Genomic DNA, 17,830 nt, shown 5'->3' with positions numbered 1-17,830 from the left:
TGGTCCGCCGGTGCGCCAGACGCACGCTGGGGCGCGCGGCAGCGCACAGCGGGAGCATCCCTGCGGGCCGGACCCATGCAGGGCCGGTTCCGTTCAGCTCCGGTCGGAGTCGTTGATCGCCTCAGCCACGCCGTAGGACCCGAGGAGCAGCAGTCGGTCCAGCAGATCGAGGATCGCGGACCGGCTCGCGGGGGCAGTTGCCTGGATATACGCGCGGACCAGCAGTCGGCCGATGTCGCGGGCATCGGCCGCCGCACCACGGGCCAAGTCGGCCGAAGCAGTTCCGAATACCGCGACAAAGCGCCGCGCGCATACCAGAACCAGTTCGTCGACCCGGTCCGGGGCGTCCTCGAGCGTGATCAGCAGCTGAGGCAGGGCGGCCCCGAAGGCGTGGGAGTCGATCAGTGCAATCAGTGTCCGCCGATAGGGCCCCAGACGTCGGCCGCGCAGCGCGGCGGCCACTGCTGCGGCGGCTTCCCGCACGCCCTCCTCGGAGTCGTGGAAGAACCGTACGAGTGCGTGATGGGCGAGCGCCGCGTCACCTGTGTTCAGGAGGCGCTGGGCGCACACGTCCGCCGCTCCCTGTCTCTGTGCCACGTCGTTCCCGGCAAGCACCTCGGCCAGCAGGCCAGGCGTCTCCCACTCCATCGCGGCCAGCGCGGCGGCCTGGCCGCCGGCCCGGCGCACCGGCGCCAACGGGGAGCGCAGCATGCGTTCCGTCAGTGGTCCGGCCGACTCCGGGTCTCCGCGCATCAGGACAACGGCCAGGCGGGCTACGTACGGTGACGCCAGCAGATGGTCGGGAGCCTGGACGAGCACCGCGAAGGCATCGGCTGCCGCCGGGCGGTCGTGACGGATCGCGGCACGCACCACATGGGCCACGCACGCCCGGACATCGAGGGAGGGGTCGGCCGCTAGTCGGCCCAGGTGAGGGACGATCAGGGCGGCGCGGGACCCGTCGGCGTCATGGACGAGCAGATCGCCCAGGCTCTCGGCCGCGCTGCCCCGTACGGTGTTGATCCCGGCGGTGAGCAGGTCACGCGTCACGTTGTCCCCGTCCGCGCCGGACGGATCGGCGGCGTCGCTAAGCTCACCCGAGTCGAGAGCGCAGGTCAGGAGCGCCTCCACCAGGTCGAGCGGCACGTGGTCAAGGTACTTCCGCAGGGCGTGCCCCAGCCACAGATCCATCTCTGGCCGACCCCTGCGCGCGCAGTGGCGCACCGCCTCGAAGACAGTCTCCGGATCGTCATATGGCTCGGCCTCCCCCAAGCCGAGGAGTAGCGAGGCACCGTACGCCGGGTGCGTCCCTGCGTCGATCCGCACGGCGAGCCGGGCGAACCGACCGGGGTCCTCCACCGTCATGCTCTGCAGCACGTGGGACAGCTCGCGCGCCCCGCCGGTCTGGGTCGCCCAGTCGATTCGGTCCCGACTGTGCTTCCTCATGGCCCTCAGCCACTGGTCGTCACTCATGTAGCGGGCCGCTTGTGCCGGGATGGGCGGTCCGACGAACCCACCCGTCACCCCCTCCGGTTCGTCCGGCTCCCGCCGGTCGCCGTGGAGCCGACGGAGCTCTCCGAGCCGACGCGTCGCCCGCTCGGACAGCCTCTCTTCAGGCAGCGCCGTCAACAGGGTGAACTCATGCCAGGGCGAGAGCTTCTCGTCCCGACGAAGTCGCAGGTGCAGCAGGGACTGCTCCAGCCGCCCGAAAGTATCGTCGGGCAGGGCGCCACCGATGGCGTGGAGGACCTGCCGGGCACCCCACACGGCATTGGCGACGTAGCCGGACAGCAGACGATGCCCGCCCTCAAGAAGAATGTCAGCAGACCACGGGGCGAGCTCGGAGCCCCCTTCCGCCAGCACCTGGTAGAGCAGCCACTGTGCCGCCTCGTACGACTCGTTCACCAGATGTTCCACGAGCTGACGCGCTCGCACGGCGTCCCGGCCCGCTGTGATCCGCAGAGCTGTGGCGGTGCCTTGCAGCAGGGCGTCGCCCAGGTCGCCGGGGCCGCCCCCAGGATGGCGGTACGAGAAGTGGCGGTCATGGGCGGGCCGCCCCGTCCGCATCGGAAGGGCGGTCAGGCGCATCACGGCCAGGAGGACCGGCAGCATCCGGACGCAGAACTCCTCCGGTGCGCCGATAGCGGCGGCGGTCACCGTCCGGAGCACCGCGTGGTCTCGGTTCAGCAGTAGCGCGACCCTGCCTTGGTCGTCGAGCTGGAGGGCGTCCGGGCGTTCCGCCAGCAGCACGCTCAGCAACTCGACCACCCACGTGGGCTCTTCGGCCGCCAGGTCGCCCAGCGGGACCCAGAGAGTGTGTTCGGCCCCGGTGAAGAGGTCCGCTCGTACGCCGTCGAGCAGGAGGTCGAAGAGCGGTCGGCTGTCGGCGAGGCGGGCATGGAGCACGATCCGGCTCAGCCACGCACCGTACCCGGGGGCAGCGATGTGCGGTTCCAGGAGGCGGGCCACCCGGTCGGGCAGGGCATCAGCGACCGACACCAACAGCCTTACCGGCCAGTCCTGTTCTCTTGTGTCGGCGCTGTCGATCCAGTTCTCGAAGACCCCCTCGTCGTCCCCGCGACGGAACCAGGCGGGCATGCCGAGCATATCGACGAGGCGGTCACGGAAGCACGGGCGCGTGTCCAGCACACGGGCGACGACGCCCCACTCGATAGCGGTGGGAGCGTCCAGGCCACGCAGCACGGCCAGGATCAGGTGCTTGAGGTGGTAGCGGATGTCCGGACTGGTCAGGAGCGCCTCGACCTCCTCGGCGAACCGTTCCGGGTCGAGATCCCGCAGGTGATCGAGCACCTGCCGAAGCTGTCCGCGGCGAAACAACTCCTGCTCCCCACCGGTGAGGAAGGCGACCAGGCTCTCTTCCCGCCGGAGCCAGTCGCGGGCGAAGGCGTAGTCGAAGAAGCTCTCGTGAAAGAAGGCCAGTTGCCGGCCGTCGCGCACACAGACGTGCTCCGACTCCAGTACCTTCCGGCTGGCGGCGAGGTCGTCCGTGTCGAGCACACTTTGCGGCACGGACAGCCGCTGGCGCACACTCATGGCGGCGACGACGGCCGAGACCGCGTTGTGGAAGCGTACGGACGGACGCCGGGCGCACGCCTCCTGTTTAGTGTCCCAGAAAGCGTCGAAAAGCTGCCGGGTGGTGTGGAAGAGGAGAGCCTCCTCCTGATCCGCGACCTGGGCGAGGAGGACGAGATGCAGCGGTGAGCGCAGCAACGCCCTTTGCGGCGGGGCCAGTCGGGAGGTCTCCAGGCCCATGCCGGTGACGGCGACATCGACCTGGGCGTCGGAGAGCGGCCCGACCGTGACGTGCGAGCAATGGTCCGGGGTGGCGAGCCTGCGGATGCGGGCGTCGGCCTCGGCGTCGAACGTGCGGCAGGCCAGGACCACCCGCATGCCTGGATGCGCCGCAGCCTCGTCCACCAGGTCGGCCACCGCGTCGAAGGTTTCTGGGATGCGTCCCGACGCCATGCTGACGGCGTCGAGCTGGTCCACGACGAGGACGCATGGCCGCCCGTCCGCCACTGCGCCGAGAGCGCCGACCGGGGACATGGGCAGGCCGACACGCTGCCCCAGTTCATGGGTCGAGCCGAAGGGCTCCAGGCGGTCGAGACGGAAAGCGAGAACCGGAGTGGCCGCCTCGTCGAGGGCGGTGAAGGTCTGGTGCAGCACGGCGCTCTTCCCGCCGCCCGCGGTTCCGGTCAGCAGGACGAGCCGCCGGGTGCCCTCCCTCACCTCCGCCACGAGGCAAGCGGCCTCCTCCCGGGGGATTGCGGGCCGGAGCAGCGTGCGTTCGACACTCGCCGCCCACCGGCGCGTCACCGTTCTCACAGCGTCGGACACCGCGACAGCGTCGGCCCGCACGATGCCCCGCAGTCCGTACGGCACCAGCCGGCTGGTGAGGGCCGCGGCGTCGAGTGTGGTTCCCAGGTTGTCGAGCAGGACTTGGCCGAGGGCGAGCGCCGCCAGGCGGCCCGGTGCTCCGACCAAGACCTGTTCGGCCAGGACGGCGTTGGTGTGCACGAGGTCCCGTTCGTCGTGCCACTCCACCCGGAGCCCTCTCAACATCCTCCAAGCCGTCGCCGTCGAACCGTAGATGCCACCCGAGGCGAGGGCGTCGAAGGGGCCCCGGAGTCCGTCCGTCAGCCACTCTGCCTGGAAGGAGGCGACATCGTCGGAGCGGCGAGCGCGGTCAGCGAGTTCGTCAAGCGCACGGGCGGGGACTACGGAGACAAAGTGGAACACCCGGCCAGCCTCGACATGCGAACGCAGACTCTCCCACACTCCCTTGTCGCGGAGAGAGGCCACATTCCAGCTGTTCGCGTTACGGTTTTGTCGCTTGACCTGGTGTACCTCCGTCCCGTGGTCGTGCCGGTAGACGAACTCGACCCCGTCGCCCAGCGGCCCACCCGGTTCGACGCAGAGCGATATGCCCGAGCCCAGCAGTACGTATAGGGCATGTCTGATCGTCCAGGCTCCCTCGTAGCGGTTGCCGAACTTGTCCGTCTCGCCGCCCAGCCGCGGTGCCACCGTGCCCCCCCCCCCGCTCCTCGGCTCGGCCAAGATGGGCCGCGCGCGTGCGCGGACGCTACCGCATGTACGGGATGACCACTGAGCAAGCCTCGTCGGGCAGAGCTGGCGGCGATCCGCCTTCTACAACAGCCTGCGCAGCGTGCCCGGCGATGCAATGCGCCAACGGCACACGCTCCATTGACGGCACCTCATTCCCGGGTTGTGCTCATCATCAATCAAACCCAAGAACCGAACCGTTGACGGGCCAATGCCAACAACAGCCCGCGATGTGGGCTATCTCTGGGGAGAACCTGGGGAGTACGAACGCTACTGGGGAGGGCGTGGGGAGAATCAGGTGCGCAACGCGACGTCAGCCTGAAAGGCAATGAAAGCAGCATCAGCGCTGATCAGAGACGTTGGTGATCGCATCGTCGCAGGTCAGCACCACCTGGAAGACAACTTCAAGAAGATCTCCTCTTGGGCGGCCATCTTGTTTGCACCCACGTTGGTGGGAACGATCTACGGCATGAACTTCGACGAAATGCCGGAGCTGCACTGGACGTTCGGCTACCTGTTCGCGATCGGGCTGATGGCCCTGGTCTGCGTGAGCCTGTACTTCATCTTCAAGCGGCGGGACTGGCTGTAGTGGGGAGTCGGGATACTTGATGGACTTCACGTAAGAGGTCCCATGAGAGCCTCGCCTCGCCCACCTCCCGGTGCGACGCGCGCAGTAGCGGACTGGCCTGCGATGATGACGGCGTGCCAGAGCCAGGGACCACTGCCGTCGTCATTGTCTTGCCCGATGCCGCCCCGCTCCTTGATGCGGCGTGGCGTATCGACCCGGCTCTGGTGCGTCCTGGGGTGCCGGCGCACGTCTCGCTCCTCTACCCGTTCGTGCCGGAATCGGCGCTGACAGAGCAGGACGAGAAGGGCGTGCGTGCCCTGGCTGCGAGTTTTCCGGCAGCTGATCTGCTCTTGGAGGAGGTCGTGACGGCGTCCGGCTTCGTCGCCGTCACCGTTCCGGGACTCCAAAAGATCGTCGATGCGTTCCGCACCCAGTGGCCCGGGTTACGCCCGTACAAGGGCCGCTTCGGGGCGCAGCCCGCCGCCCATGTCACGGTCGCTATGGGTGCGGACGACCCGACAGCTGCCGCCCATGTCCGCGCTGCGATCGGCAGTCTGCTGCCGCTGCACACCCGTGCGACGGCGGTCCAGCTGGTGGCGCTGACGGAGGAAAGCTGGCAGCCGCGGTTCACCGTGCCGCTCGGCGTCCCGGACGGGCCGTAAACACCGCCCGCCAGTCCCTCGCCCGTGGCCGCGAACACAGCCCGAGGTCGGCGCCCCATCCTCGGGCATATCCCGGGGACCAGTCGAACCTGAGGGATGATCCCCGATCAGCGGCGGCCGGTGGCCAGGATGACGAGGAACTGGCCGCCGCCCGCCTCGATGCCGGCGGTCACCGGCACCCCCGGCAGCAGTCGGGAGAACCGGTCCACCAGCCAATCCGCCGTCTCTTGGGCGTCCTTCCTGGTCGGACAACGGCCCACCATCTCGCGGCCCCCCTTGCGCTCCAGCCTGTCGGCCACGGCGATCAGCGGCGCGGGTTCGACTACGTACAGGCGCTCCGGCCAGGCGATGACCACCTTGACCGCACCCTTGCGGCTATTGCACCCGCGGTGCGCGAGCCGCTCGGTGACCTTGGCCTTCCGGTCGGCGGTCCGGCTGTCGACACTGGGCCCCCTCGGGTCGTTCACCGACTCGTCGGGGTCGACCGGTTCGTCACACACCCAGCACCGCCAGCCGTCGCGCTCGGCCACATCATCAAGAAGACTCATCCAGGCAAACTAGCCTGCCCGGCCGCCACCCGCGCACCAGGGCCAAGGCGACCCGGTTCGCGGTGGGCCTCACCGGCGCCGTCGCCCTGCCACGACACGGACTTGGGACAGCAGAAGCCCCAAGGGACCCAAGAGCGCGGGGATCCCCAAAGCCAAGGTGGCCCATGTCACCACGCACCCCTTCCGGTTGGCCCCATGACACGCGAAGCACCTGGGTCGCTGACCCGCCGTCCTCGTCCGCATACTCCCGCCGCAAGAGATCAAAGTCTGCACGATAAATGCGGCATTTTGTGATCTTCACGCCGATGATCCCTCGCGGATCGTCTGCCGCAGGGCGTCATGGCCGCTAACGCCTTGGCTCGCGAAACCGGCCACAACTCCGCCGCGGCCGATCGAAGCGCTACTTGGCGCCGAGGGCAATAGCTCAGCGGAGACCGCGACTGCTCTGCGACGAGGCGCTGAGCGTGCGGGTTGGCGCAACACCAGCCAGCGTGCATATACAGAAAACGGGTGGCACAGCATGTGCTGTGCCACCCGTTCCCTCAGGCGCTCGCGAAGTCCTCTGGGATGTACTCAGGGAGGATGTACTCAGGGACCACTCCGAGCAAGGCGTCGACGGCCGCTCGCCCCTTCCCGCCCGCCTCTGGCATGAAGTGGGCCAGTCTGAGGTCTTCGAATTCGCGGGTCGCGGCCTGCATGACGCGGGTCGCGTAGTCGTGGTTGCCGTCCTTGCTCAGCGCGGTGCCCACCCACAGGCGCGCTCTGGCCCGGTCACGGCGGGAGAGCCGGTCGTCGACGGCGAGTGTCTCGTACGTACGTGCTGAAGTCGCCAGGTTGCCGGACATCTCCGCGACGACCGCGCCGTGTCCCTACGCGGTGAGGACTTCTCCCACCTGCGCAACGGCGCCTACGTCGCCACGTCACCTCCAGCGAGGACGAACTCGACCTCACCGGGCTGCCCGATGTCTACACCCGCACACAGGTCGGCGACCACATCACTCGGTACCAGACCACCGGCCACTACTTCTATCTGGCGAACGGCGGCAACGCCGTCAACTTCCTGCACGGCGCCAGCGTTGGACCGTTCATCTTCCTGGTCCAGGCCGAAATCCTCGCCGCGATCAGGATGCTCACCCTCGACGACCTCGCCCCCGGCATCCACGAGGTCTCCGCACCCGACCGCGAAGCCATCGCGGCGACCTGGCTCTCCTACTTCAACAGGTGATCACCATGCCCATCACAGCAGACCACATCCGCACCACCATCGCCGCCTGCCTCCACCAGCACCCCGAGGACAAACGCGAACTCGACGCCGTACGCGGTCTCCTCGACGACAGCGACGACCTCACCCACCGCGCCACCCTGCCCGGCCACGCCACCGCCGGCGCGATCCTCGTCGACGCCGCCCACCACGTCCCGCACATCCACCACCTCGCCACTGGAAACTGGCTTCTGCCCGGAGGCCACCTAGAACCCGTCGACAACACCCTGCTCCAGGCCGCTGGGCCAAGAACGAACCCGCCCACCAGCACTTCGACTTCCGCTTCCCTTTCCGCACCACCACCGCCGACGTCGGCCGGCTCCAGACCGACGAGGTCTCCGACTCAGCCTGGCGCGACATCAGTGAGGTCCGCGACCCACGACTCCGAGAGCGCATCGCTGACGCCCTGCGCTGACCAGCGCCGAAAGGGTCGCCCAACGGCGTCCACGGACTCGAGGGCGGCCCTCGGGACCACCGCTGTGAAAAGAGCGAGATGAGCGTCAAAGTCTGCTCGCATCTTCAGACTCATGCTCTACGCCGAGGGCGTGGACTGGTCCGACCGGACCAGGTACGGCGTGCGCTCCTGGTCTTCGGGGACGTCATCCGCGCGTACCTCGCCCCGGGCGATCCAGGCACACCGAAGTGGTTGGACGACAGCAGGGTGCGACTGGAGCGTGCGGCGGGACTGGCTGCAGGCGGCGCTCGTCCCAATGGCATGATCGGCCTCGCGACCAGCGCCTCGACCTACTCCCACCGCATCGACCAAATCGGCCAGACAATTGATACCTATACCTTCGCGGACATTTCCGCGAATAAACCGCAGAACCGTCCTGTGGGCCACCGCAGGCACGGTGGCCCTGGGGTTCCTCATCGCCCTGGAGGTCGCCGCGCGTCGCTACGGCGGCGTAGCGGGGCCGATCACCAATCAGGTGCGGGAGGTGATCTTCGCGCCCAAGCCGGGTCCGCTGTACGGCGGTCTCGCCCTGATGATGGTGGTGCTCACCTGGCGGCAACGGTTCATCGCCGCCGGATTCGCGGTCGGCGTCGACGTCGTCTTCGTGGCGGCACGGTGGGCGGTCGACGCCGATGTGCCCGAAGGGCAGTTCTTCGGCAACGGCGCGTTGTGGGCCATGCTGGGCTGCGCGGTCTTCGCGATCGCGCGCCGCACGGGCGAGGAACGCGTCCTGCTGCTGAAGGGCGTCGGCCTTGGCCTGCTGCTCGTGACCGGCCGCAAGACCGGTGACACCTGGCTGCTCATCACGTCGAAGACCCGCCCGACCGTGCTCGACCCCTATGTGGCGATGGCCGATCACGCACTGGGCAACCCGTCGTGGCTCGCGGGCCGGCTGCTGGAGGCCGCGGGACCGGTCAGCACCCACGTCCTGGACCTGGTCTACGCCCAGCTCGCGGTGGCCGCGGTCGCCGTCGCGCTCTACCAGCTGCGCAACGTGGCGGCCGAGCGCGCCTTCCCGCGCCACCATCTGGTGCGTACCTTCCTGCTGATCGGCCTCCTCGGCCCCGCCTTCTACATGATCTTCCCGGTGGTCGGCCCGATCTTCGCCTACGGCCCCGGCACCTCCGGCACCGGCGGCGTGCAGTGGGCCGTGGCCAACCTGTGGCCGCACACGCCGCCGCAGATCAGCGTCCCGCACCCGGTGACGTACGACGGGATCACCCCGCGCAACTGCATGCCGAGCCTGCACACGGCATGGGCGACAGCGATCTTCATTCACTCCCGCAAGGGCCCGCGCCTGCTGCGCTACGCGGGCACGTTCTGGCTGGTCTGCACGCTCGGCGCGACGCTGGGCTTCGGTTACCACTACGGCGTGGATCTCGTCGCCGGTGTGGTGTTCGCGCTCACCGTCGAGGCGGCGCTGCGTACGTTCGACCGCGGCTGGCACCGGTCGGGGGTCCAGCTGGTCGCTTACGGCACGGCGGTCTTCGCCGCGCTCCTGGTGTCGTACCGCTTTCTGCCGATGGAGATGGCCGCCCACCCGTGGGTGTCCGGCCCTCTCGTCATCCTGTCGATGCTCTCGGTGATCTACGGCTACGTACGGACCACCGGAGCGTGGGAGCCGAAGGCCGCACCGGCGCTCCGGCCGCCGGACCCGCAGCCCGAAATGGTGTGAGTCATGTCAGCGGCCGGTCCTGCCGCAGATCGGCGAAGAGCCGGGCCGACTTCTCGGCGTCCCACTTCAGTACGTTGCCCTTGGAGGTCGGGACGCCGAAGCCGGACACGGGCACGTTGAGCCGGGTGCCCCGGCCGCCCGAGACGCTCTGCACGGCGCGGAACATCTCGCCGAGGTCCCGCAGGCTCATGTCCTCGTCGACGATGAGCGTGTCGAGCCCGGCCCGCATGGCCGGTCCGATCTCCGTCGGGTCGAAGAGGGTGCCGGGCCGGGCGGCCTGGTGGGCGAGGGTCGACAGGAACTTCTGCTGGTTCCTCGACCGGCCCAGGTCACCCTCCCTCTCCTGGTGCCGCTGGCGGACGAAGGCGAGCGCCTGCTTGCCGTCCAGGGTGTGACAGCCCTTGCGCAGGTCGGCACCCGACTTCTTGTCCTTGATGTCGCGGTCGAGGCACATCCGGACACCGCCGATGGCGTCGACGATGTTCACGAACCCGGCGAAGCCGATCTCCGCGTAGTGGTCGATGCGCAGCCCGGTGTTCCGCTCGACGGTGTGCACGAGGAGTTCCGGGCCGCCGTAGGCGAAAGCGGCGTTCAGCTTGTCCCCCTCGGGCCGCTTCGTCTTGCCCGTCGTCGTGTCGAGGCGGCCGGGCACGGTGACCCAGGAATCGCGCGGCAGGCTGACCATGCTGGTGCCGTTGACCCCGGTGTGCAGCAGCATCATCGAGTCGGTACGCCGCCCGCCGCCCCCGCCCGCGCGCAGGTCCCTCACCTCGCCCTCGGAGAGCCCGTCGCGGCTGTCCGAGCCGACGATCAGGTAGTTGGTGCCCTCGCCGGGTGCCGGACGGTCCTCGTACGTGTCCAGGTCGATGTCGCGCTGGAGGCGCGTCTCGGCCCAGCCGTACGTGCCGCCCGCCGCGACGATCACGCCGGTCAGCAGGACGAGCACCGTCCGCCGCAGCCTCCTGCGTTTCTTCGGCTGCCGGGCGTGGGCCCGCCGGGGGCCGTAGCGGGAACTGGGGCGCTCGGCGAAACGGAGGGGGTCTGTCATCGTCCACTCCCTTGCAGACTCTGCCGCGCCTCTTGTGGCGGCGTGTGAAGCAGGTAAGGGTCGGCGGTACCGGTCCGCTTCATGCTGTGCCACTTCAGGCGGGTGCCGAGCAGCGCCGTGGTGACGGAGTGGATGACCACCAGGTACATCAACTGCCGGTACACGAACTGCTGGAGCGGCAGCACCCACAGCACGCGCAGCCGTTCGCGGTCGAGCCGCAGCGCGTACGCGGCCGTCACCAACTGGACGGCGAGGAAACCGAACCAGACGAGGGCCGCCTCCACGGGGTCGCGGAACAACGCCCCGAACAGGGCGAACATGTCCACGACCGGAGCGCACAGCGGCAGCACGATCTGGAACAGCGTGACGTAGAGCAGTACGCGACGGCCGAAGCGCCCGGCGGGGCCGACCTCCACCGCCGCGTGCCGGTGCTTCCACATCGACTGGAGGGTGCCGTAGCACCAGCGGTAACGCTGGCGCCACAACTGCCGCACGGTGCTGGGGACTTCGGTCCAGGCGACCGCCGACTGTTCGTAGACGACCCGCCAGCCTGCCCGCCAGAGCGCCATCGTCAGGTCGGTGTCCTCGGCCAGGGTCTCGTCGCTGACACCGCCGACGCCCATCAGCGCGTCCCTGCGGTACGCCCCGATCGCCCCCGGCACCGTCGGCATGCACTCCAGGACCTCGAACATCCGCCGGTCGAGGTTGAAGCCGAGCACGTACTCCAGGTGCTGCCACTTGCCGAGCAGGCGGCGCCTGTTGCCGACCTTGGTGTTGCCGCTGACCGCGCCGACCGCCGGGTGGGCGAGCGGCTGGACGAGTCGGGCAAGCGCCTCGGGTTCGAAGATCGTGTCCGCGTCGACCATCACGATGATGTCGTACCGGGCGTGTGCGAGGCCGGTGTTGAGGGCGCTCGGCTTGCCGCCGTTGGGCTGCCGGATCACCGCCACCCGTGGGTCGGCGTTGGCGATGGACTCGGCGATGTCGGCGGTGGCATCGGTGGAGCCGTCGTCGATCACGATGATCTGGAAGTGCGGGTGGGTGGAGGCGAGGAGCGAGTACACGGTGGAGGCGATACCGGCCTCCTCGTTGTACGCGGGCACCAGGACCGTCACCGGATCCCGCACCTCGCGCAGTCGCGGTGCGCCGGGCCGCAACCGGTGCAGCCTGCGCACGTGCAGCCGGGCGAACAGTGCGAACAGGAGCATCCGCAGGACGCCGAGCACGCCCGCGAGGGTCAGCGTCCACACCATCACGGTGAGGAAGGCCTTGCCGAGCCGCTGGGACCAGACGAGACCCTCGCCCTCGATCTCCTCGGTGACCGGGACCCCTTCGGTGAACGAGGGCCGGCCGAGGCCGCCGCTGATGGTGGTGAACGACTTCACCCGGCGGTCCCGCAGCAACTCCTCGGCCTCGCGGTAGCCGAGGTCGGTCTGGCTGTGCTGCGTCACCACCCCTCGCCACGGCTCGCGGTCCTTGCGGTCCGACGCGACCACCAGGTATCCCTGCTCCGCCGCGCGCTTCGCGGCCGGCCACTGGGGGCCGCAGAGGGTGTCCGCGGCCGTGGTGTGCGGCAGCCGCAGCAGGGTGGTGTTGACGCCGGCCGCGCCCGCGAGCGCGGTCTGGGTGAGCGAGAGTTCGAGGCGGGCGCGCAGCGGCGACGCGACGCCGAAGTCGCCGCCGCTGTACGTGTACGAACCGACCTCGTGGCCCTCGCGCAGGATTCGCCGCGTCAGCTCGGGGTGCCGGGCCGCGTCTTTCCCGTAGACGAAGAAGGTCGCCCGCGCGTGGTGCCCGCGCAGCAGGTCGAGCAGGCGCGGCGTCCACACCGGGTCGGGCCCGCCGTCGAAGGTGAGCGCTACGGTCCCCGGTGGCATGGCCACGGTGGTGACCCCTTTCGGGCCGAACCGCAGCAGTGGCTTCCCGTCGTCCGCCTCGCGCGGGATCGGGCGGGTGCACGGCGGTTTGGTGCGCGCGGCGTCGACCTGATGGGTCGTCCAGCCCTCGAAGAGGAGGGCGACGGCGACCACCAGGAGGACGAGCAGGAGCACGAGCCAGTGTCCGCGCGGCGGGCGGCGGACTCCGGCGGCGCCCCGGCTCACTGCTTTCGGACCCCGGTCGGCGGGGTGGATCTGGCGGCGGGCGGGTGGCGGTGCTCGTCCCGGTCCGCGCGGGCTCCGGCCGGCAGCCCGTCGGTGTTCACGCCGGAGGACGCCGGTGCGTCCGTACTCGGCGGGTGCGTGCCGACGGGCTGCCAAAGGCCGCTGATCAGCGTGCCCGCGAACAGCAGGTAGCCGAGGCTCGCGCAGCCCACGAGGAGACCGAAACCCTGCAGCGCACGCCTGCGCCGGCCGGACTGGTCGATGAACACGGGGAGTTGCGGGGCGGCGGCCGGGGGACGCCGTGCGGTCGGGGCGGCGCCCGACGGGTACGGGTACGGCGACACGGACGGCAATCGCCCGTCGTGCGGTGTGCTGGCTATGTGGGGGGTGCCCTGCACTGGTGCTCCTGATCTGCGGCCGCGCACGCGCGACTCTTTGTGTGTGGGGGTACGGACCCGGGGGCCCGCCGTAGTGCCCGTGAGACGTCAGGAGCCGCATCCCGGTGCCCGGCGCGTACGGGGTTTCCCGTCCACGCGCATGCGGTGCGTCCTTCCCGGGTGGGGCCGGAAAGGCCGCGTACGCGAAAGCCGCGTACGCATGCGCCCTCACGAGGGCAGGGAGGCCAGGGTGCGGCCGTCGGTGTCACGCAGCCCCCGACCCTACTCGGGCGCGCGATGACGGTCACGTGAGAAATGCCATGCCCGGCAGGCGTCCCCTGTGGGTACCGGGCCCCCATGGGCGACATTCTTGTGGGGACGTGCTCGTGGACCGATCCGGCGCTTGTCCGCAGCGGGTGGTATCCGAGGGGGAGGCGCGACGCGGAAGGGCGGCTGCGGTACTACGCCGAGCGGTTTCCCGTCGTCGAGGTCGACTCGACGTACTACGCACTGCCCGGCGAACGCAACAGCCGGCTGTGGGCCGAACGCACGCCGGACTCCTTCACGTTCGACGTGAAGGCCTTCTCGCTGCTCACCGGACACCCCGCACGCCCAGCCGCGCTCCCCCATGACCTGCGGGAAGGGATGCGGCAGGTCGACGCCCGGGACCCGGGTCTGCTCGACGAGGTGTGGAGGCGCTTCGCCGCCGGGATCGAGCCGCTGCGGCAAGCCGGCCGTCTGGGCAGTGTGCTGTTCCAGTTCCCGCCGTGGCTGCGGCCCGGGCAGCGGGCCGAGGAGTTCCTCGCCCTGACCGCCCGGCGGGCCCGGGGGTGGCCGGTGGCCGTGGAGTTCCGGCACCCCGACTGGTGGCGCCCGGAGCAGACCGCGGCCACCACGGCTCTGCTGGCCGGCCACGGCATGGCGGCGGTCGGCGTCGACATGAACCGGACGCTGCCGTCCTCGCTGCCTCCCGGCGCGCCGGTGACCTCACCTCGGCTGTCCGTCGTACGGTTCCACGGCCGCAGTACCGCATGGGGACGGGGCAGCAAGGAGGACCGCTTCCGGTACGCGTACGACGATGACGAACTCGCCGAGTGGGTGCCCAGGTTGCTTACGCTCGCCGAGCAGGCAGAACGGGTTCACGTCCTGTTCAACAACTGCTGCGCGGACGCCGCCGTACGAGCCGCCGAGTCCATGGAGCGGCTGCTCGGTCCGTCACTTCCCCCGCATGTCCGGCGTGCCTGACCCGCCCGCCGCCTGGTCGGACGAGGCGGCGCCCTTGGGCGCGTTGGAGGCGGTGAGGTGGTCGAAGGTGCAGGTGAGCCGCAGCAGACGGTCCAGGCAGTCGGGGCGGCGGTCGAGCCTGAGGGCGACCCCATGGGCGTCCGCGACGCGGCGGGCCATCAGCAGGGACGCCAGCCCCATGGAATCGACGAACGTCAACTGAGCCAGGTCGAGCACTAGTTGGTGCGCTTGACGGCCGCTCGCGCGGGCGCGGTCCAGTTGTTCGGTGACGGTGGCGACGAGGCTGTCGGTCACCCCGTGCTCCAGGCTTCCACCGACATGGACGGTCAGGACGCCCTGCTGGAACTCTGTGCGCAGGTCGAGGCGGGAGACGGGTCGGGTCATGCGGTTTCTCCGGTCTTGACTTCTCCGATGCCGGCTTCTCCGGTCCTGATTTCTCCGTGGGCGGTGTCGAGGACGCGCGTGGCGCGCGGGAAATCGGCCAGCCTGCCGCCCAGGACCTCCAGGGCGAGGAGGAGGCTGTGGGCGGGGACGTGCCGGGCGGTGAGTATGTCCGCCGTCCAGTCGAGGAACCGGGTGAAAAGCGCGTCGTCGTCCAGGTAGAGCGCCGTGGCCAGGTTGTCCACGATGTGCGCGATGTCCTCCGCGGTGTGCTGCCGCTGCTGCGCCGTGTAGCGCGCCATCGGAGGGAACAGCTCCTCCAACTCGCGGAGCACCTCCTTGACCAGCTCGCCCCGGCTGCGGGCGACCATCGAGTATTCCTGGTCGATGAGGTGCGGCAAATCGCCCACGGCCTGATGGAGCGTCACCTGCGGGCGCACCAGGCCGCGTTCGAGCAGATCGGCCCCGTCCCGCGCGTCGGCCGCCCAGGCGTCTGCACCGAGGGACTTGGCATACCGCCCGTTCGGCCCGAAGGCCGCGCCGCCGACGAGCACCGGCGCTCCGACGGCCTGGCAGGCGGTGAGCGCGGCATGGGCGACAGGAAGGTTCGTCGGGATCGACGAGGAGAGCGCCACCACGTCGGGCACCTGCTGATGCAGGTGCCGCACCAGGTGCGGGGTGGGGGTGTGGGCGCCGAGGAAGTCGACCTGCCAGCCGCGCAGGCGCAGTACCTCGGCGAGCAGCCGCGCCGGCAGGGCGTGCCACTCACCGTCCACACAGGCGACGGTGACGCGTCCGCGCCGCCGTGCCGTGTCCGGGAGCGGCAGGCCGGCATCTGCCGTGAGCGTGATGACCCGGTCGTTGATGGCCGTCGCGGCGTGTTCCTGGGCCACGCTGATGCGGTTCGCCGCCCATTCGGCGCCGACCCGCGCCTGCACGGGGGCGATGAGGTCCAGCAGGACGCTCTCGCATCCGTGGCCCGCCTCGACCGCGGCCCGCACGGTGCGGGTGGCCGCGCCCTCGTCGCCGTCGCGCACGTCGTCCCACAGCTGTGCGCGGGCCGATTCGAGCGGATCAGAGGCTTCGCCCGGATCAGGGATTCCGGCCGGGTCGGGCGTTTCGGACAGATCAAGAGGTCCACTCAGACCACGAGTTCCGTTCAGACCGCGAGTTCCGGCCACATCAGGGATGGGAGCGATCATCCGGTGTACCTGCCTCGGGTGTGTCCGTCCACGGCGCTGAGGTGCTGGTGGCGCGGTGCGGCTATGGCGACCACGGCCATGTCGTCGTGCGCTCCCCGGCCCACCCACTGCGCGGCCAGCATCTGCACGTGCTCGACGACCGCTTCGGCCACCATGCCGAAGCACTCCGAGAGCGCCGACGACAGCCGCTCCTCGCCGAACACCTCCGTTCCCAACGGCCCTCCCTTGGCCTCGATGATGCCGTCACTGAACAGCAGACACACCTCCCCCGGCTTGAGCCGGACATGCGCGGTGCTGGACGTGACCTGTGGCAGCGCGCCGATCAGGGTGCCCCGCGTCTCGGCCTCGTCGACGCTGCCGTCCGCACGGGCGATCAGCGGCGGGGGATGGCCCGCGCTGGTGACGCGCAGGTCCACGGAGTTTCCCCGGCGGGCCACGGAGGCCAGTGCCAGCGTGACGAACCGGGCGTGCTCGGCCCGCAGCAGCGATTCGTTGAGCAGGGCGAGCAGCTTCTGGTGGTCGTGCCCCATGGGCCGCAACGCCTGCACCGTATTGCGGATCTTGCCGGTGAGAGCTGCCGCTTCCAGGCCCTTGCCACAGACGTCACCGAGAACGGCGAGCGTCTCGTCCTCCGGGGTCTGCCCGGGGTGTACGTCGTAGAAGTCGCCGCCGACGAGCTCTCCGGCGCCCGCGGCGAGGTAACCCCCGGCAAACTCCACTCCGTTCATCGGGCGCAGGTCGGGCGGGAGCAGGTCACGCATGAGCGTGCGGGAGATGGCGCTCTGTTCGGCGTAGAGCCGCGCCGCCGATACCGCCGCGCCGGCGCGAGCGGCGAAGGCGCGGGCGAAGGCCTCCTCGGCCTCGCTGAACGCGCTGCGCTCGGTGGACCGCAGCAGCATCAGGACACCCGCCGGCACACCGTGACCGGGCAGCGGGGTGATCGCCACCGAGCTCACCGCGCCGGTGAGATGCGCGGGCACGGCCCAGTCCGGAAGCGTCGCGGGGTCGATCCACCGCGAGGGCACCGGCGGGAAACCCTGCATCGCCTCGCTGAGGCCCGGCACCTCCGACAGGTCGATGTCCAGCGTGGAGTGGGTGACCTCCCCCGCCGGTCCGGTGCAGGTCACGTGGTGCACGCTTCCGCGGCCCGGCGCGATCACTGTCGCCGCGTCACAGAGATTCCCCGCCGCCGTGGCGGCCGTCACCTCCATGCATCGCTCGACGTTGAGGGAGGCCGACAACTGCCGCGAGGCGTCGGCGAGAAGGGCCGTACGTCTTCGTTCGGCGCGGAGGTCGTCCTTTGCCCCGCACCGGTGCGTGTCCTCCGCCAGCCACCATGCCCAGTGTCCGTCGCCGAGCCGGGCCGGGCGGGCCTCGAAGCTCCGCTCGCCGATCTCGCCGCGCACGGCGTCCGGCTCCCCCCGCGTCCGCGTCGGCAGGCCGGGCCGTGCGCCGTCACCGTCCGGCCGAGTGTCCACTGCGGCCGACCGGGCGTGCTCTGCGGCCAGCCTGGCGTGCTCCTCGGCAAGCCACCGTGGTGCGACCTCCCCAAGGGCCGTGCCGTCCACCGCTGTCGGCAGGAGAAGCCTCGCCGCCTCGTTCGTGGCCGCCACCCGGCCCGCGCCGTCGGCGACGACCACGGGGTAGGGCGCGGTGACCCAGGCGTCAGCCAGGACCGATGGTGTGGTGCGCGTCTCCGTTTCCAGCTGTTCCGGTGCGTTCATGG

Annotated in this window: 13 protein-coding genes and 2 pseudogenes; 5 read left to right on the top strand and 10 right to left on the bottom strand. The window is 70.1% G+C overall.

All coding sequences use genetic code 11. The features are described from left to right. Nucleotides 1–93: 93 nt before the first annotated feature. Nucleotides 94–4,542, bottom strand: a complete 4,449-nt coding sequence (locus AB0I94_RS09125) for a hypothetical protein (RefSeq protein WP_363308814.1) — start codon at nt 4,540–4,542, stop codon at nt 94–96. A gap of 367 nt (nt 4,543–4,909) precedes the next feature. Here AB0I94_RS09125 and AB0I94_RS09120 point away from each other — a divergent pair, with 367 nt between their 5' ends. Next, on the top strand, nt 4,910–5,170 hold the full coding sequence (locus AB0I94_RS09120; protein WP_363308813.1) for a CorA family divalent cation transporter: 261 nt from the start codon (nt 4,910–4,912) through the stop codon (nt 5,168–5,170). Nucleotides 5,171–5,283: 113 nt separating this feature from the next. Further along, entirely contained in the window at nt 5,284–5,811 is a 528-nt protein-coding gene (locus AB0I94_RS09115; RefSeq protein WP_363308812.1) for a 2'-5' RNA ligase family protein, read from the top strand. A gap of 107 nt (nt 5,812–5,918) precedes the next feature. Here the strand turns inward: AB0I94_RS09115 and AB0I94_RS09110 are convergent, their stop codons facing one another. After that, nucleotides 5,919–6,359: a hypothetical protein gene (locus tag AB0I94_RS09110; RefSeq protein WP_363308811.1), complete on the bottom strand. Its 441-nt coding sequence runs from the start codon at nt 6,357–6,359 to the stop codon at nt 5,919–5,921. Between the two features lie 665 nt (nt 6,360–7,024). Further along, nucleotides 7,025–7,219 (bottom strand): annotated as a pseudogene (locus tag AB0I94_RS09105) (hypothetical protein); the annotation flags it as partial. Here AB0I94_RS09105 and AB0I94_RS09100 point away from each other — a divergent pair. Continuing rightward, nucleotides 7,220–7,584, top strand: a pseudogene (locus AB0I94_RS09100) (adenosylhomocysteinase); the annotation flags it as partial. Here AB0I94_RS09100 and AB0I94_RS09095 read toward each other — a convergent pair. Continuing rightward, nucleotides 7,569–7,826: a hypothetical protein gene (locus tag AB0I94_RS09095; protein WP_363308810.1), complete on the bottom strand. Its 258-nt coding sequence runs from the start codon at nt 7,824–7,826 to the stop codon at nt 7,569–7,571. The pseudogene AB0I94_RS09100 and the gene AB0I94_RS09095 overlap by 16 nt on opposite strands. A 606-nt stretch (nt 7,827–8,432) precedes the next feature. On the opposite strand from AB0I94_RS09095, the gene AB0I94_RS09090 reads away from it, so the two are divergent. Next, nucleotides 8,433–9,749, top strand: a complete 1,317-nt coding sequence (locus AB0I94_RS09090) for a phosphatase PAP2 family protein (protein ID WP_363309027.1) — start codon at nt 8,433–8,435, stop codon at nt 9,747–9,749. A 1-nt stretch (nt 9,750) separates the two neighbouring features. On the opposite strand, the gene AB0I94_RS09085 is transcribed toward AB0I94_RS09090, so the two are convergent. Genes AB0I94_RS09085 through AB0I94_RS09075 form a run of 3 tightly spaced genes read right to left on the bottom strand, consistent with a single transcriptional unit; the run spans nt 9,751 to nt 13,297 of the window. Further along, nucleotides 9,751–10,797 (bottom strand): LCP family protein, encoded by a 1,047-nt coding sequence (locus AB0I94_RS09085; RefSeq protein ID WP_363308809.1) that lies wholly within the window; start codon nt 10,795–10,797, stop codon nt 9,751–9,753. Further along, a complete protein-coding gene (locus tag AB0I94_RS09080; protein WP_363308808.1) occupies nt 10,794–12,899 on the bottom strand; it encodes a bifunctional polysaccharide deacetylase/glycosyltransferase family 2 protein in 2,106 nt (701 codons plus the stop codon). Before AB0I94_RS09080 ends, AB0I94_RS09085 begins: the two co-directional genes overlap by 4 nt. Then, a complete protein-coding gene (locus AB0I94_RS09075) occupies nt 12,896–13,297 on the bottom strand; it encodes a hypothetical protein (protein WP_363308807.1) in 402 nt (133 codons plus the stop codon). The genes AB0I94_RS09080 and AB0I94_RS09075 overlap by 4 nt, the downstream gene beginning before the upstream one ends. Before the next feature lie 336 nt (nt 13,298–13,633). Here AB0I94_RS09075 and AB0I94_RS09070 point away from each other — a divergent pair, with 336 nt between their 5' ends. Then, on the top strand, nt 13,634–14,521 hold the full coding sequence (locus tag AB0I94_RS09070) for a DUF72 domain-containing protein (RefSeq protein ID WP_363308806.1): 888 nt from the start codon (nt 13,634–13,636) through the stop codon (nt 14,519–14,521). On the opposite strand, the gene AB0I94_RS09065 is transcribed toward AB0I94_RS09070, so the two are convergent. Genes AB0I94_RS09065 through AB0I94_RS09055 form a run of 3 tightly spaced genes read right to left on the bottom strand, consistent with a single transcriptional unit; the run spans nt 14,492 to nt 17,828 of the window. Then, entirely contained in the window at nt 14,492–14,905 is a 414-nt protein-coding gene (locus tag AB0I94_RS09065) for an STAS domain-containing protein (protein ID WP_363308805.1), read from the bottom strand. The genes AB0I94_RS09070 and AB0I94_RS09065 overlap by 30 nt on opposite strands. Continuing rightward, a complete protein-coding gene (locus tag AB0I94_RS09060) occupies nt 14,902–16,104 on the bottom strand; it encodes a cobalamin-dependent protein (protein WP_363308804.1) in 1,203 nt (400 codons plus the stop codon). The genes AB0I94_RS09065 and AB0I94_RS09060 overlap by 4 nt, the downstream gene beginning before the upstream one ends. After that, complete coding sequence (locus AB0I94_RS09055) at nt 16,101–17,828, bottom strand: PP2C family protein-serine/threonine phosphatase (RefSeq protein WP_363308803.1); 1,728 nt, start codon at nt 17,826–17,828, stop codon at nt 16,101–16,103. Before AB0I94_RS09055 ends, AB0I94_RS09060 begins: the two co-directional genes overlap by 4 nt. Nucleotides 17,829–17,830 lie beyond the last annotated feature (2 nt).

It is taken from the genome of Streptomyces sp. NPDC050147, assembly GCF_040660195.1.
Taxonomy (GTDB): Bacteria; Actinomycetota; Actinomycetes; order Streptomycetales; family Streptomycetaceae; genus Streptomyces.
The sequence above is the reverse complement of the archived record's forward strand: the minus strand, read 5'-3'. Positions and strand labels throughout refer to the sequence as shown.

Bases quoted from the DNA above. Each gene is read 5' to 3' on its own strand.
- AB0I94_RS09065 (WP_363308805.1), bottom strand. From the start codon at position 14,905: ATGACCCGACCCGTCTCCCGCCTCGACCTGCGCACAGAGTTCCAGCAG.
- AB0I94_RS09085 (WP_363308809.1), bottom strand. From the start codon at position 10,797: ATGACAGACCCCCTCCGTTTCGCCGAGCGCCCCAGTTCCCGCTACGGC.
- AB0I94_RS09110 (WP_363308811.1), bottom strand. From the start codon at position 6,359: ATGAGTCTTCTTGATGATGTGGCCGAGCGCGACGGCTGGCGGTGCTGG.
- AB0I94_RS09120 (WP_363308813.1), top strand. From the start codon at position 4,910: ATGAAAGCAGCATCAGCGCTGATCAGAGACGTTGGTGATCGCATCGTC.
- AB0I94_RS09060 (WP_363308804.1), bottom strand. From the start codon at position 16,104: ATGATCGCTCCCATCCCTGATGTGGCCGGAACTCGCGGTCTGAACGGA.
- AB0I94_RS09055 (WP_363308803.1), bottom strand. From the start codon at position 17,828: ATGAACGCACCGGAACAGCTGGAAACGGAGACGCGCACCACACCATCG.
- AB0I94_RS09070 (WP_363308806.1), top strand. From the start codon at position 13,634: ATGGGCGACATTCTTGTGGGGACGTGCTCGTGGACCGATCCGGCGCTT.